This window comes from Shewanella sp. VK101 (genome assembly GCF_056497865.1).
The window spans coordinates 39356-53088 of record NZ_JBSSWS010000003.1 but is presented as its reverse complement, the minus strand read 5'-3'; the positions used below and the strand labels follow the sequence as shown (position 1 = coordinate 53088).

Below are 13733 nucleotides of genomic sequence, written 5' to 3'. Positions count from 1 at the left end.
ATGACCTCAGAACGCAATAAATCTCCAGTAGCTCGGTACCAACTTAAGGTTGGCCATGATGATGCCGAGGGCCGGTTTGCCAAAGCTTACACAAGCGGGGACTACGGCAAGTCTCCCTTGGTAACGGCATGCCTTATCGGCGGATTTATGCTTAAAGAAACGGGGCTGCTGGACATAGTAACAATGCTGGACAAAAACCCGGCATACCGCAACCTTTCCCCCTTGGAAAAACAGGCGCTACTTGCTAGAACTCTGGCCGGTGTAGCCAAAACAGCTGAGGAGTTAGGTGTTTCCAAAGTGGCTGACGAATTAAGCCATGAACCCATAGCCGCCACTGCGGAGCCTAAAAAGGAACAAAAGGGAGCTGTCAGGCCAAGTTTCAAGCTTCCTAAAATGGGACAGTAATAAAAAAGCCGCTTTATAGCGGCTTTTCTTTTTGGTGAGTGGATAGATTATTAGGCGTTGCCGCTTTTGAATGCCACTTATTTCCCAAAACTGTTAGGCCTAACCACAACATCTGGGAGCTCGCCATTCGACAAGCATTTATCGTTTATGGCCGAGGCGCACGACTCGCAATAGTACAGTGCCATATTTGATGATTTTGACGGGCTACAAGCCCCCCGAACTTCACATGAGGGGGTAGCGCAAACACCGTGCTTACTACCCTTTCCAGGCCGTTTCCGTATTGAATTAGGCATTATTCTGAGCGCCTTCTTGCCCTGGCGCTTCATCAGCAGCGACCTTTTCACTCGACAGTGATTCAGTTGCCGGCGCAGGTTCACCGGAGGACAGAACAAAAAGACTTTGGAATACTTTTGCCGGCAACCATGTTTCGTGATGTTCAGCGCTAAACGCATTGAATATCACCAGCCATCCTTTATCGTCTGGGTTCTCGCCAGGTGGGATCTTCCATCCGCGATAAGCGTTATATTCTCCCCTGGACATAGGCTTGCCTACGGCTTCCGTGTGAAGAACAGTGAACCGTTCCATACCTTGAGCTGCTTTGAGTGCAGCAGAAGCGTTTCTTGCCATTTCATCCAAATTTTCAGAGCAGATGCTGCCGCAGTTGGCCAACTCAAGTAACGCATGTTTGCTTTCATCGTATGTTCTAGCTCCGGTGGCTTGCATGTACCTATCGATGTAGAACATCGCCAAGGAATGAGCTTCTTGCTGTGTGACAAACTGGCCTTGTGAATTAAGGCCTGGAGCAGATTTTTCGTTATTCATATCAAAACCTTTTAGGAACACGGTTTATTTTGAGTATCTAAAGACTTTGCAAAGTCCACCAGCGCCCTTTCAATAACATAAGCTGGCGAGCGCCCCAGCTTTGCCGTGGCGGCATTTAGCGCAGCTATAGCCTCATCAGTCTTGCGAATATGCAGAGTTGTTACCTCCGGCATGGCGCCGTAAACCGGCAGCCCGAGAGCATGGGCTTTGTCGTAGATCAAGGAAACAATTGTCTCACTTTGATTAAGCATCATTTCTGCAGAAACGCTATGCAGCGCAAGAACCTCATTCTTCGCAAGTCTCAATTTTTTGGTCTTTATACCAGCCGCTTTATCTCTGGCCACCAGCTTTGCCTGGCGCTTTTTTGAATCATCTACCATTTCTTGAATGCCTGACTGTTATGAGCCCTTCCAGCACCAGAGCATGATTTATCACTCCGCCGCATTCAGGGGATAGTTCAAGAGAGATAACACCGTTTCGCAGCGCATGTCTTAATAGCACATTGCACCACTCATCGAGCGTTAGATCCTGCAGTCTATAAACTGAATCAATAAACCTATGCTGCAGCTTGGCCCCATCTAATCGCGTTGTCTCGAATGTTTTAATGGCCTGTTTAAACGTCAATCGCATGTTGTATAGCTCGGCCACTTCATCAAGTTTACGCTTCGTTGCAGCTTGCACGACACCAGAGAACGCCGGGTTATCGCCGGCAGCAAACAGATCTAAGGTGTCTGGTCTGCTTGGAAATGCATACACACTTCCAACGTCACAACGCAATATAGGCTGCTTAGTTACCAGGCCTTCGCGGAGCATCGCTTGCTGCTGGCTATGCTTAATGCCGCAAACTTCCACCAGCACCTTTCCCTGGGCGTCATAGCTGCACAGGATCCAGTTAGTCTTTATACCCTTGTTCGAGAATTGGAAATAACTTCTGTCCAACACCACATCAGCGTCAAAGGTACGCACAGCCTTGGTTATATCGTCCAGTCTCATGTCATTGCTCCAAAGTATTCACACCATGAATTTTATCAATGACCCACAAATAATAGACTGTTAGGAACAAATTAAACATGGCTTAGCCCGAAATTGCCAGATTGATCCATAACACGCTTGAGATCTTCTGCGCCGGTACCGATCATTGATACGTCAGCTCGAACAAGCAAATCGGTTTTAGCCCATCGATATGAGCATGCCTGCGACATCCACGTTAAGGGGTATAGCTCATTGTCGGCCAACCAGGCATAAGCAATGAAAACCTCTCTATCCGGGTGTTCGTCTTTATAGCTATCGCATGCATCAACCCCCTCCGTGTTATAAGCCTTGAATAATGCCATGGGCTGTAGATCGTCTAAGTGGCGCCAATCGGTAAAACCTACAAACCACTGTGACCAACCAGCCGCCATAACAACGCTTGGACACGCAGCTTGCCCCGGGCGCCCAAGCTGAGTAAAACCATCACCAGGCATAAGAACATCACCACAGGCCAGTGGCAGTGGTTCAGCCCTCAGAACGGTATCCTTTGGCAAACACAATACAAAGCACGTATCTGTGTTAAATAACTCTCCCCTTACACAGTCCATCCGTGTTCCTTAGCGATGGAACACATCACGTAAAAGTCCTCTATGATACGGCTCACCACCTTGGCCTCATGCCTGGCATCATCACGGGATATGTGCGGTACCCCATCAAATGGAATTTCTCTTTTGTAGTCACGCCCAGTTATCAGGCGATGCATCCAGACCATAGTGTGTAGCTGTTGGTTGCTGTAGTGAGCCCAGCTTTTCTCTATTCCGAGTTGATTGCATGCGTGGGCCATTACTGCATTGTCAAAATCCACACCATTACCCAAAAGCTCGACGGCTTGCCCAGGCGCATAGAACTCACGCGACCAATCACAGAACTCTTGCATGACACAGCCCAAAGGCAACCGAGGTAATGAATGATCAAACGCTTCGGTATACGCCTCTGGCTGCTGTCTCTTAACCCTCTCCCAAAACTCCATGGTGTCGGCATCTATTCGCCGGCAAGCATTATCACCGCCGTGATCAACAAGCCAATAACGTTCCCCCAGGATGCATCCAGTTTCAACATCCACGGTAACACCGCTCAGCGTAAATATGGCGGCATCAGGCTCTAATGAGCCAGACTCCAGATCAGCTACAACGATTACCGGCGTAGCCAATGGCTTAGGTGGAACGATAAAGGCGTCCTTAATTGACAGGCTTTTTATTTGTTGCGCGATTTCTTGGGCCATTCTTCGCTCCTTTGGCATCTGGTGCCGTCATTGAAAAATAAGTGCCTACGGCGCTTAATCGAACTAAACAACTTTCTTTTCTTCACTCGATGCAAACCTCCTGCCTTTGAAGTAATGCCGCCTGAATGGCCTAGAGAGGCCCAAGCGCACCCAGTTATGATGTATCCCGGTATTCTTTAAAGCCTTCACCGAAAGAGGCTGAGAGAACTCTTTTATGCCCAGTTGAAACCACTCTTGAGCCATTGCCTTGATAAATAGCTGCCTGTTGCAACTGGGACAGGGCACCCCGCCGATTGTGTAAAAATCTGCAGAACCAACCTCAGTGACGCTACAGGCGTCCCATAGGGAGCCGCCAGCACAAATACTGCCGCCCTCAGCACCAACAAACTCAGCGCCCCGGTACCCGCAGCCCGGCCTGTCTGCCGGCATTAATCTCTGTTCCACTTAATCCAACCTGATATTGTTCTTTGATTTTTCATAAAACAGCGCCAAAGAGTCGGCAGATAAACGCCAATCAATGTTTTTCTGCTCCGCTTTTGAAAAGGCATGCGCAAACACGGTTGCGTCTTGCTTCACGATGATTTCATTCAGAGCCCGGATCCTCTCAGTTAGAACCTGTATACCCGGCCCCGGGTTTTTGAAGTCCACCCCGGTCTTGTCACACTCCATGCAATCCAAGTGGCGACTAACAGGTTTATACCTGCCAACACCATGGCACTGAGGGCATGTGCCAGGGGTAGTGCTGTATTTACTAAAAGCCAGCGTTTTGGGGTAAATATCCAGTCGATGCTTTACGTCCTGGTATCCCATTTTTTCCCCGTAAAACTCAGAAACGGCGGCGATACCATGCTGTAATCGCTCCTCATATCTGCCGAGGATCCCGCGCAATCGTTGAATTTCTTGCTTCAACCTGGCGTTTTCGGATTTAGCGGCCTCAAGCTCTTGGGGATCTGACTGCTCGAGGGCTCCACCTATCGCAGTATCAGAATCGAGATTTTCCTTTATTAATCTAATGGCCCCTTCTATACCTCCGGCGAACTCCCCAAGGCCCATATCAAAATGCTCAGCCGCAGACTCCCGAAGCAGGGACAGTAGATCTCCGATTGTGGCTATGTCTCTCATGCAGCCTCCACCCACAATTCTTCATTACGATTCCAGGTCATAATGGCGCCGTCATTCAGTCCCAGATATTCAGTAATAACGGCTTTGGCCTCATCGAATCCGTAGCAGATACAAGCAAAGTAACCCCGCTTGCGCTTTCGATTCAGTTGTTCCACTTGCTTTTCACTGGGCTTGTTCTTGCCCCATTTCATTTCGATAAAAATGCCGTGATATGCACCCTTAGCTACATCCCCGGTAATATCTGGGTACCCTGTTCGCAACCCCTCAGCTGGCATATCACAACTCTCTTTACCAGTTCGCTTCCCGGCATTCGGTACCGCGGCAAAGTCCAGGTAATACTCAGGCAAAAAGCGCTCCAGCCAATCGAACAACATGACTTGTTCCCAGTGCTCATGCGATGCAGCAAACTTACGACCATTTATAATGCCGCCCGTTCTAAGCTCAGGCCGCTTTGCCAGCGTGGCCAGCGCTGCAGCATGAGGAGAGAGCCCTTTGTTTTTAGGGCTCTTGGTCTTTTTGGCTTTACTCCCTGATGTTGATCCACCTTCCTTTGGCACAGGCAAGCCGCCAAACGACCTGATAGAGCCCCAGCTGCCACCAGAACCAGTACGGATCCCTTTGTTAGACCAATCCTGTTGCTTTGCTATACGCTCTGCCAAGAAACCTTCGTCAAAAACTTTGCCACTCAAAGCAAACCCCAACTTGTTAGGAACACAATAAAAAAGCCAGTGCATTTTCTCACTGGCTTTTGTGTTTATCAATTAGTTTTGTTAGGAACTTTTTTGAATGGTGAGATAAAAAAGGCAATCACACCGAGGGACGGCCTATAGCCTTCATGGCCACCAGCTGTCGTTGAGTAGTCGATAAATTCAACGCCCGGATTGCTTGTTGAATGTGACACTGCGCTTCTTTGTGAAGCTCATCCGTTGACTGTCCAAGCTGATCAGCCACTGCATACAACAAAGCTTCCTCTATCCCCGGGCTATCGTTCATTCTCACACCATGAATAAGCCGGTGACACTGATCAAGAATGGTGTATCGAGAACCACTCCCGCAAACCTGCATGCCATTTGAACAATCAGCGATTATCTTCATTTTCTAACTCCGTGATACTCGACAACAACAGCTTGCATGTTGGGTTTCGCTTAGGCTCATTGCCACTGAGCGAACCAAACACCCGGCCGCCTTCTGTAACCCAATTGGCTCCATGCCGTTTCAGAAAAACCTTGTATGTACCCATCCCCACTTTTTCATACGCGGGATCCAATCTCTTGACCAATCCCTGATGGGTATATTCCGCGCCCATCATGCATCCCTTACTGTTTGATTTGGTATAACAGCCCTGCTGGCCCACTGTTTATTTCACAGCGCAGGGTGTAGATCCCCTCTATGGGTTTAGCGTGTACGGGCAGACCCGCATACCATCCCTCCGCCCCTCGCTCAGAAATATCTTCATCTACTGCGTCCACATAATCGCCAGCTATAGATAGCACGCAGACGCCATGCAGACCTATGCACAATTCAATATCAACCTGGTATTGGCCCTCAGAGTTAACAACCCCTGACTGTTTAAAGTCACGCTGACAAGTTAAGCACTCTTTGCCGTATAAAATAATCCCATGTTTACACTGCATCACTCGTTTCCTTTAACTGTTAGCTTCTGAAAGGTGATCTCTAATCACCTTGCCTGGTACCTGCTTTGTTGTTCTAACTACCCTGATACACATCCCCATCCATGTGGCCCATTTGTTGTATCTCCAGGAGAATCTGGGGCGAACAGAAACATGCGTGTTGTCATATTCAATAGTGAGTGACCATCCTTTCGTCTTGGTTTCCATAACTACCAGGACAGCGCCGTACATATAGCTATTCGGGTTTATGTGTTGCTCCCGATTTTGTTCGTAACGATCCACTGTCACCAAGTAACTAGGGCTCATAAAGAAGCCATCCAGTTCTCTGCTCATTATTGCTAACTCTGACATTTCGATTTCCTTTTACAGCCTAGGCGGATCAAACGGCTATATACTCGGGCAGAGCGGCCGAGATTTTTCTCGATGTGTGGCTCCCAAAACATCCAAGGAATGTCATTTGGATTAACTCGCCAGCGAATATTTGCCAGCTCTTTTTTAGACTGAGCAATCGCAATGTCTGAATGTCGAGATTCAAGCTCACACAGCCGTGTTGCCCTACCCATCATTGTTCCCCTACAAACAAGGGAAGTATCGGCAAATCCCGCAGTTGGAATCGAAGCCGCCCTTCGTGATAAACAGGCCTGCCGGCGAACTTAACTGGGAACCTGGCACCTTTTGGCGGGATCCTGTCTCGCTGCATCAAGTAGTGTTTGCCGTCAACAGTCTGAACCAGCCTCATCATTGAGTGATGAACCCTGATCCGCCATTGCTTTTTTGGATCCTGCATTGCGGCATTCACAAGCGCCTTAAATTCTTTCGCGCTAATACCATCACAGATTGAGTATGTCTCGAATGCTTTCAGCAACTGCTCTGGCATTGGACTTCTCAACTCCAGCACATCAAGTAGCGACTGCAGGGGGAGATCAAAAGTTTGCGCAACTTTCATCGGAGAACCGAGCTTCCGAATTGCGAGCCGCAGCCCTTCAATCGGATAGTGCCTCTTATTTCTCACGGCCATTTTGCCCCCCTTGCAGATCTTCACTCTGAACTTTGTCCAACTTGGCTGTAGATGGCCTTCCGATTGAGTCAAAGTAGCGCCTCTTTATCGTCAAGATGGCATCCACGATCAGGTATGAGTCGGCATCATGCACCTGGGAACTAATCTGAATCTCTCGTATTTTCTGGGCTTGTGGTGAATCTTCTTCCTCATTGTTGATAGGAACAGAGCCCTCTATATCATCAGCATCTGAAAATGTGCTGGCCCAATGAACCTTCTTGAGAACGTTGAGATCGGATGTAGAAAACGAACACACCCCAGGGATATTTATCTCAAGGGACGCAACCCGGCCGCCATCGGCTAACTCATCCTGAATATTTTGAATCCGGGCATCAATATCAATGTCCTTGTAAGAAATTTTTCCATCCCCGTCTAATGAGATCCCACCTCCAAGCTCGAAGGGGTACGCATCGCAGCACGTATTCACCAGATGTGACATAACGCGGTCAAAATCGACACTCTTATCATTGTCATGCTCAACAAACTCAGCGGGTATGCATTTCAGAGAGCCAATAGCTTTGCGGATCATGCTAGTGAACACATCAGCAGAATCTCCAGCACCAGTGAAAACCACCAGCATTCCCGAATCGGGAAGGATCAGGCCATCAATACGCTTGAATTTGGAAAATGCATCTTTGGCCATTTCAATCTTTATGGCCATTTGGAGCTCTTTCCTTTCTCCTGGTCGAACTATCCTCCGCTCCTTCATTTCGATAGCCGTTGCTCGGGCTTTTGTCCGCCTTGCTATCTCATCTGGAGGCAATACCTTTTCCTCTATCAACAGCGATACCAAATACGCTTTGGCGCCATCAGCATTGATATGATGAGCAACAGATTTAATTGGACTGCTTTCAAGCTCACTACCGATGAGGGCATTCTCCCGATCTAGTGCGTGAACAAAGCCGGATGATGAAATTGCGTCACCGGAACAGCCTTTAAACATGAATCGCTGCAGAGCTTCATCAAGCTGCTCAAATGTGAGGGCAAAATCTTTCAGCCAGTAAAAGATCATTGCCCCCGGGGCCAGGCGTTTAAGTTTCATGATCACTTGTTCCTCTTTTTGCGATTAACCTTGCCACCAGCTCGAGCCATAGCTCTATGCTTACTGGAAATAGCAATGAGGTTTTTATTTGATTGAATTAGGTTTTCGTTGTGAGCGAGATCTACAGACATTTGTGATAGCCGGTGTCTTGTGTTGGCCATGGCCCGATTACAGGCTTCAACATCAAACTCTTTCAATTTCTCGGCCAGTTCGCCATGGACGGCCCGAGGAGGGCATAGCTCCTCGAGCAATTCATCACTGATCCCGGGTATTGTCGGCATGATTAAGTTGCCATCCCGGCCAATGCCCATTACAACAGCAAATCCGTTTTTACCGAGCCAAAGCGCTATTGGATACCGCGGATCAATTTCAAACTCGCCTTCTGTCGATGTAATGTCAGTCTGAAATGAAAAAACCGAGGCTCCACCAGCATCACACTCGAAAAAATCCTCATGGATCATTGCCTGCAGCATAAAGCCGAGATAGCGCCGCTCAGTCCTGGTTTTGTCCAACTCGACACCAAAGTCAGTCAGGTGTTGATTGGCCTTTAGCATCGTGTTTTTTGCGTCAAGTAGACGCCGCTTGTTTTCAGCGTTCTTCGCTTCTAACCGCTTGTTTTCAGCTTCCTTGGAATCCAGCCTGGCCCGTAAAGACTCTTGCCCTTTGTGAGCCTCCCTCAACTCTCGAGCATGTGCAGCTTTGAGTTCACTAATGCGCCCCTCACTGGCCAGCAGCTTGTTAGCGTCTATCTCAAGCTTTGACTCCAGTTCGCTTACCGTTTCTCGGAGAGCATCAACATTGGCCCGTTGCTCATTCAGCGTTTGAGTAAGCTCTGATTTTTCATTCTCAAGTAATCGGACTTTGCCAGAGAGATCAGCATTGAGTTTTTCGTACTCGCGTTTTAACTGAGTCAGCTCATCAATAGAAATCAAACCATCAATGCTTGGGCTTGAAGTTGATAAAGCCTCAAGCTCAGAGGTCAGTATTGCGTTTCGCTCATTAGCCTCCTCTAGGTCTAGCCGATACTCACTAATCTCAGAGTTCAGCTTGAGTACCTTCTCTTTGAGTCGAACCTCACTACTCCGCATAAGTGACATTTGAAACTCTGCAGACGACAAACGGCGTCTAATTGAATCGCGATCAGCCTCCAATAAATCCGTATAGGTGATCTCGGCCGACTCTTTCCCGTTCAACAACTCGAGAACGGCACCTTCATCGACCGACAAAGAATACAAAGCATCCATTTTAAAAAACTTTGTTAGGAACAGATTTGGCAAATGTACTCTTGAAGGTGTTAAATATCAAGTAATCGTTAGCCCCTTTTTTGCCGGGACAATCTGAAAGTTATCATCAAGCAAATAATCCGGATCATCCATTTGATCACCCAACGCCGCCCACCCTGGCCGGCCGGAGCGACTAAACAGCTCAAGCCGTTCAACATCACCGCAAAGTCGTTCCATTCTGCGATAAAACTCATCTGGCTTCTTGCTGTGCTCCATATTTGGCGCATCAATTACTTGCCTGACATTCTTTGATTCCACCAACTGAGCAGCCCGACCAATACCCCCGAAAAGCACTAATTCAGAATTTGACCTGGTGTAGTGCCCCTGATTAATGTCGAACCTCTTTTCAGATCCGCAAATGTTTCTCAGCCAGTCAGGCCCGAACCAGCTTTTTAGGAACGACCTTGAATACATTTTTGAATCAAACTGAGCAAGATCGTGAAAACTGGCCATATCATCCCTGACCAGCTTTGCCATATTCTCCCAACCTCGCTTACTGCGCTTCACCCACACAAAGCCGCCAGTTAAGTACCGAAATCCCCAGTCGCGCATAACATCCAACGCTTCTTGCAGCAGTGGCATTGTGGCCCACATAGCCAGAAGACAATCGTCAGCTGCATAGTCCTTGACGTTCATACGCTTAATGTCTTCTAACTTCATCGTTTGATAGTGCCGCAATGCACCACCCCGATTCAGGCTCTTGTCATCGTATGACCAGGGACAATCAGCAGCAATCACACTAAATCGCCGGTTACTCTGCGGCTCTTTCACACTTATCATTTATCACCTCATCCAAAATTGTTCCTAACAATTATTGATCTTTTACGGCATGACTAGAAGTGTTTAAAGGACAGCCTGGCAGTTCAGATCCATTTTTGGATCTTTCGGCGAGAAAACATGCGATCAAATCAGATGCAATGAAAGGCAATGCCTTTTAAATCAAATGCTTGAAAAATATATGTATAAAAAACCAGTACACACAAAAGAGGGGGGATATAGATCTGCAGGATAAACGATCGTATGATCGGCGGCGTTTTATATTGTTCCTAACACGTTCCAGGTGAAGGGAAACAAAAAAGGACTCCTAAGAGTCCTCTTTGAGCGAATAGAAATAGGCCTCTATCGCATGTTGCCAAGCGTCCTGTTCCAGAGGGCGCTTAGCTTGTTGTCAACCTCAACTCAACAACAGACCAAATTTTACCTTTGGGCTGCTTTTGAGTCAATTCCGCTCGGCTGTAATTTGATGAAAAAAAGCACACGACCAATCCGGCACCATAATCAGCTATCCCCCATATTGTCAGCTATCGACCAGGCCAGGTTACTAAAGCCATCGCTGGTGGCGTTCTTGCAGGTAATAGCTCAACACTACAACGTAAAAACGGGCAGTTGTTATCCGAGTCAGGCCAGAATTGCGGCTCTCTGCCAGCTGTCAGTCAGACAGGTAATAAGAATCAAAGACAAGATTGTCAAAATGGGGCTTGTCAGCGTACACAGGCCAAACAAGCGAGGATGCCTGGTTTACTCTCTCAACATTCAAGCTCTGCAGCAGCTATCGGTTACAGCCAGAAAGAAACTGAGCTCGGCCACCAGCAGCAAAAAATGTCATGTGCCGAAATCCCAAAAATGTCACATAAACAGTTTATCTAACGATAAACATAAAGATCTAAATAACACTGTCACGGCAAAAAGCGCCAGACAGCGGTTTCTTGAATCTCTCATAAGCGGCATCCAGCACGAACTAACCCACCTCACTGGCATCAAGCAAAAAGCAGCGTACACATCAGCAATCAAGAAAGCCCGTATAGCCAGAGGCGAGATATTCAGTGATGAAGAAAAGGCCCGGCGCAAAGCGATCTCTGAGCGTAACAGAGCAGCCAGGGAAAAAGCCGCAGCGACTGGCCAGCTGATCCGCAACCTGGAAACCCAGCTAATCACTTGGAGCCGAACAGGAACCGGCTTTACATCAGAGCATGCGAGCATGCTTGAGCAATACAGCTCAATACTGGGCGCGATGGCCAAGCCATTGCTAAAACGCTTCTGGTCTACTCATAGAGCATAAATCCCCTGTTTTTAGGCTGCTACTTGTTGACGCTTTACTCTCTCATTGGATCAAACAACAGAGGGTATAACGTGAAGTTTCTTTTAGAACACTGGCCCAAGCTACTGGCCATAGCATTGATTATCAGTGCGTACCTGTATGTGAACAATCTAATCACGACAAATGAGGAATTGCAGAAGGCCATTTCTGATAAAAACGAGCGGATCGAAAGAATGCAAAATGCTATCGAGCAAGCAGAAGTCAATGCCGCAGCGACAGAAAAAGAATTCGATCAATTACTCGAGGCCAGAGAACGGGAGATCCGAGAGTCAATTGAAATTAGCCGAGCAGCCAACCAGCGTGAGCAGCAGCTGCAGAACGACATGATGAACTTGAAAAAGGAGTTAATGAATGAAAACGGCCCTACAGATTGTGCTTTCCAGCCTATGCCTGATTCTGGTGTCAGGGTGCTCAACGGCGCCGGAACCCCAAACGGTTTATCTGACAAAGACAGTGATCAAACGGGAAAAAGTACCGGAGGATAAAATCACTGAAATTACAATACCCACGTTGTCAGGTAATCCCCCATGGATTGAGTGCACTCGACATGGGGCTGAACTGCGAAACCTGTTGAAAATGGCCAATGATAGGTTTGAAGCCTTGCGCAGCCGCAATGCTGAGATAGACCGTCAAAACAACAAGGGAGATTGATTTTCCTATGTCTGTTAAGGATATGCACATGACCAAATAGCAGACTGGTGCGCTATGAGATTGAAACGAATGGGCTATACAATCGCCCTTTCCAATCTCACCAGCGCCACTCACGGCGAACAACCAGACGTACTGGGTTTGACTGCCTACGGTAGATCCATCGTTGTTGAAGTCAAGGTGTCGCGCTCTGACTTTCATGCTGATAGAAAAAAGCCATGGAGACAGGATCCAGAACTCGGGATGGGAGATCAGCGAGTTTACCTTGTGCCACAGGGACTGCTTAACGTAGAAGAAATACCCTATGGATGGCAGTTGTGGGAGATATGCGGCAAAAAAAGGCCAACGCTGAATATAGTCAAAGGCCAGCGCAAAGTTAAAATCCAGCATCCTTACATGCGCCCTGGTAACTTCACTACCCAAACCGTTCTCACAAACATTACCAAGGATGAATTGTCGCACTTTACCCCCAAAGAGAAAAACTACCGCCGAGAGCTAACCTGGTTATTGAAAATTGCCTTCCGGGCTCAAGAAAACGGCATAGACCTCAACAAGTTTGCCAACAATTACCAGACTTCATAAGCGCGCCCATCCCGGAATGGTACCGTCACAGATGGCGGTACCATTTTGTCGAATCCCCTCTTGCAAATACACACGCGTGTGTATATAATTATCTCAAGTTAAACAACTGAGGAAACCATGACTTCAAAGGACTTGATTAGTTTACTAAGAGAGAACGGTTGCGAGTTTGTTCGGCATGGCAAGGGTGATCATCAGATCTGGTTTTCACCTAAAACGGGAAAGAAATTCTCCGTCCCCCACCCGAAAAAACAAATGCCAATCGGGACACTCAAAAGCATTAAGAGAGCTGCGGGGATTTAATCCCCGCCTTTTGAAGTCTGATCCGGGAGAAGCTATGTTATTTATGGTTGGTGTCGAAGTACCTAAAAATGACGATACAGCCTTTGGTATTGTCGTGCCTGCGTTTGAGTCTTTGGGGTATAGCTGCTTTTCTGCAGCTGATGAGGAACAACAAATACTCAACAAAGCTAAAGAGGCCATTTTGGATATGGCCGAAGAAGTCTTGAATGATGGCCATCTGTTGGAAAGTTTGGATAAAGGCTATCAAAACTATCAAGCAGAGTATCCAGATTTTACTCAATGGATAGCGATTGATGTGCCTATCGAAGCACTAAAACCCAAGCAAAAACGCTTAAATATTACTTTGTCGGAATCGCAGCTTGCTAGAATTGATAACTTTGTTGGCTACCACAGCCAATACAAAGATCGTTCTGATTTTCTGGCAAAGGCGGCCGACAATTTAATGCGGCAGTCTGCGTAAAACAAAAGGCCCGGTTAATCCGGGCCTTT

General features: G+C 47.5%; 20 protein-coding genes. 6 read left to right on the top strand and 14 right to left on the bottom strand.

All coding sequences use genetic code 11. The features are described 5' to 3' along the window. The gene (locus tag ACSHSR_RS22910) at positions 1-405 is read left to right on the top strand and encodes a hypothetical protein (RefSeq protein ID WP_208251550.1); all 405 of its coding nucleotides are present in this window, start codon (positions 1-3) and stop codon (positions 403-405) included. Between the two features lie 285 nt (positions 406-690). On the opposite strand, the gene ACSHSR_RS22905 is transcribed toward ACSHSR_RS22910, so the two are convergent. The 14 genes from ACSHSR_RS22905 to ACSHSR_RS22840 all read right to left on the bottom strand — a co-directional run bounded on the left by ACSHSR_RS22905 (position 691) and on the right by ACSHSR_RS22840 (position 10396). After that, positions 691-1227 (bottom strand): hypothetical protein, encoded by a 537-nt coding sequence (locus tag ACSHSR_RS22905; protein ID WP_208251549.1) that lies wholly within the window; start codon positions 1225-1227, stop codon positions 691-693. A gap of 11 nt (positions 1228-1238) precedes the next feature. Continuing rightward, on the bottom strand, positions 1239-1607 hold the full coding sequence (locus ACSHSR_RS22900) for a hypothetical protein (protein WP_208251547.1): 369 nt from the start codon (positions 1605-1607) through the stop codon (positions 1239-1241). Next, a complete protein-coding gene (locus ACSHSR_RS22895; RefSeq protein ID WP_208251546.1) occupies positions 1597-2220 on the bottom strand; it encodes a hypothetical protein in 624 nt (207 codons plus the stop codon). The genes ACSHSR_RS22900 and ACSHSR_RS22895 overlap by 11 nt, the downstream gene beginning before the upstream one ends. A 71-nt stretch (positions 2221-2291) precedes the next feature. Next, positions 2292-2807 (bottom strand): hypothetical protein, encoded by a 516-nt coding sequence (locus ACSHSR_RS22890; RefSeq protein ID WP_345870286.1) that lies wholly within the window; start codon positions 2805-2807, stop codon positions 2292-2294. Further along, a complete protein-coding gene (locus tag ACSHSR_RS22885; RefSeq protein WP_208251542.1) occupies positions 2795-3481 on the bottom strand; it encodes a 3'-5' exonuclease in 687 nt (228 codons plus the stop codon). Before ACSHSR_RS22885 ends, ACSHSR_RS22890 begins: the two co-directional genes overlap by 13 nt. Positions 3482-3925: 444 nt before the next feature. Beyond that, positions 3926-4603, bottom strand: a complete 678-nt coding sequence (locus ACSHSR_RS22880) for a hypothetical protein (RefSeq protein WP_208251540.1) — start codon at positions 4601-4603, stop codon at positions 3926-3928. Then, complete coding sequence (locus ACSHSR_RS22875) at positions 4600-5364, bottom strand: PDDEXK family nuclease (RefSeq protein WP_208251538.1); 765 nt, start codon at positions 5362-5364, stop codon at positions 4600-4602. Before ACSHSR_RS22875 ends, ACSHSR_RS22880 begins: the two co-directional genes overlap by 4 nt. Positions 5365-5410: 46 nt before the next feature. Then, positions 5411-5698, bottom strand: a complete 288-nt coding sequence (locus ACSHSR_RS22870) for a hypothetical protein (RefSeq protein ID WP_208251537.1) — start codon at positions 5696-5698, stop codon at positions 5411-5413. A 221-nt stretch (positions 5699-5919) separates the two neighbouring features. Next, on the bottom strand, positions 5920-6237 hold the full coding sequence (locus tag ACSHSR_RS22865; RefSeq protein ID WP_208251536.1) for a hypothetical protein: 318 nt from the start codon (positions 6235-6237) through the stop codon (positions 5920-5922). Positions 6238-6249: 12 nt separating this feature from the next. Beyond that, complete coding sequence (locus ACSHSR_RS22860) at positions 6250-6585, bottom strand: hypothetical protein (RefSeq protein ID WP_208251535.1); 336 nt, start codon at positions 6583-6585, stop codon at positions 6250-6252. Between the two features lie 211 nt (positions 6586-6796). Next, the gene (locus ACSHSR_RS22855; protein WP_208251534.1) at positions 6797-7252 is read right to left on the bottom strand and encodes a hypothetical protein; all 456 of its coding nucleotides are present in this window, start codon (positions 7250-7252) and stop codon (positions 6797-6799) included. Beyond that, positions 7236-8333 carry a recombination-associated protein RdgC gene (gene rdgC / locus ACSHSR_RS22850; RefSeq protein WP_208251533.1) on the bottom strand — a complete coding sequence of 366 codons (1098 nt, stop codon included), beginning with the start codon at positions 8331-8333 and terminating at the stop codon, positions 7236-7238. The genes ACSHSR_RS22855 and rdgC overlap by 17 nt, the downstream gene beginning before the upstream one ends. Positions 8334-8335: 2 nt before the next feature. Then, entirely contained in the window at positions 8336-9610 is a 1275-nt protein-coding gene (locus ACSHSR_RS22845) for a hypothetical protein (RefSeq protein ID WP_208251532.1), read from the bottom strand. A gap of 24 nt (positions 9611-9634) precedes the next feature. Further along, the gene (locus ACSHSR_RS22840; RefSeq protein ID WP_208251531.1) at positions 9635-10396 is read right to left on the bottom strand and encodes an MT-A70 family methyltransferase; all 762 of its coding nucleotides are present in this window, start codon (positions 10394-10396) and stop codon (positions 9635-9637) included. A gap of 382 nt (positions 10397-10778) precedes the next feature. Between ACSHSR_RS22840 and ACSHSR_RS22835 the strand changes: the two genes are divergently transcribed. The 5 genes from ACSHSR_RS22835 to ACSHSR_RS22815 all read left to right on the top strand — a co-directional run bounded on the left by ACSHSR_RS22835 (position 10779) and on the right by ACSHSR_RS22815 (position 13704). Continuing rightward, positions 10779-11675, top strand: coding sequence for a helix-turn-helix domain-containing protein (locus ACSHSR_RS22835; protein ID WP_208251530.1), 897 nt, complete (start codon positions 10779-10781; stop codon positions 11673-11675). 71 nt (positions 11676-11746) lie between these two features. Further along, positions 11747-12199: an OmpH family outer membrane protein gene (locus ACSHSR_RS22830; RefSeq protein ID WP_208251528.1), complete on the top strand. Its 453-nt coding sequence runs from the start codon at positions 11747-11749 to the stop codon at positions 12197-12199. Positions 12200-12419: 220 nt separating this feature from the next. Next, positions 12420-12944 (top strand): hypothetical protein, encoded by a 525-nt coding sequence (locus tag ACSHSR_RS22825; RefSeq protein WP_479631554.1) that lies wholly within the window; start codon positions 12420-12422, stop codon positions 12942-12944. A gap of 117 nt (positions 12945-13061) precedes the next feature. Continuing rightward, positions 13062-13244 (top strand): type II toxin-antitoxin system HicA family toxin, encoded by a 183-nt coding sequence (locus ACSHSR_RS22820; protein ID WP_208251525.1) that lies wholly within the window; start codon positions 13062-13064, stop codon positions 13242-13244. Between the two features lie 34 nt (positions 13245-13278). Continuing rightward, positions 13279-13704, top strand: coding sequence for a type II toxin-antitoxin system HicB family antitoxin (locus ACSHSR_RS22815; RefSeq protein ID WP_208251523.1), 426 nt, complete (start codon positions 13279-13281; stop codon positions 13702-13704). Positions 13705-13733: the final 29 nt, after the last annotated feature.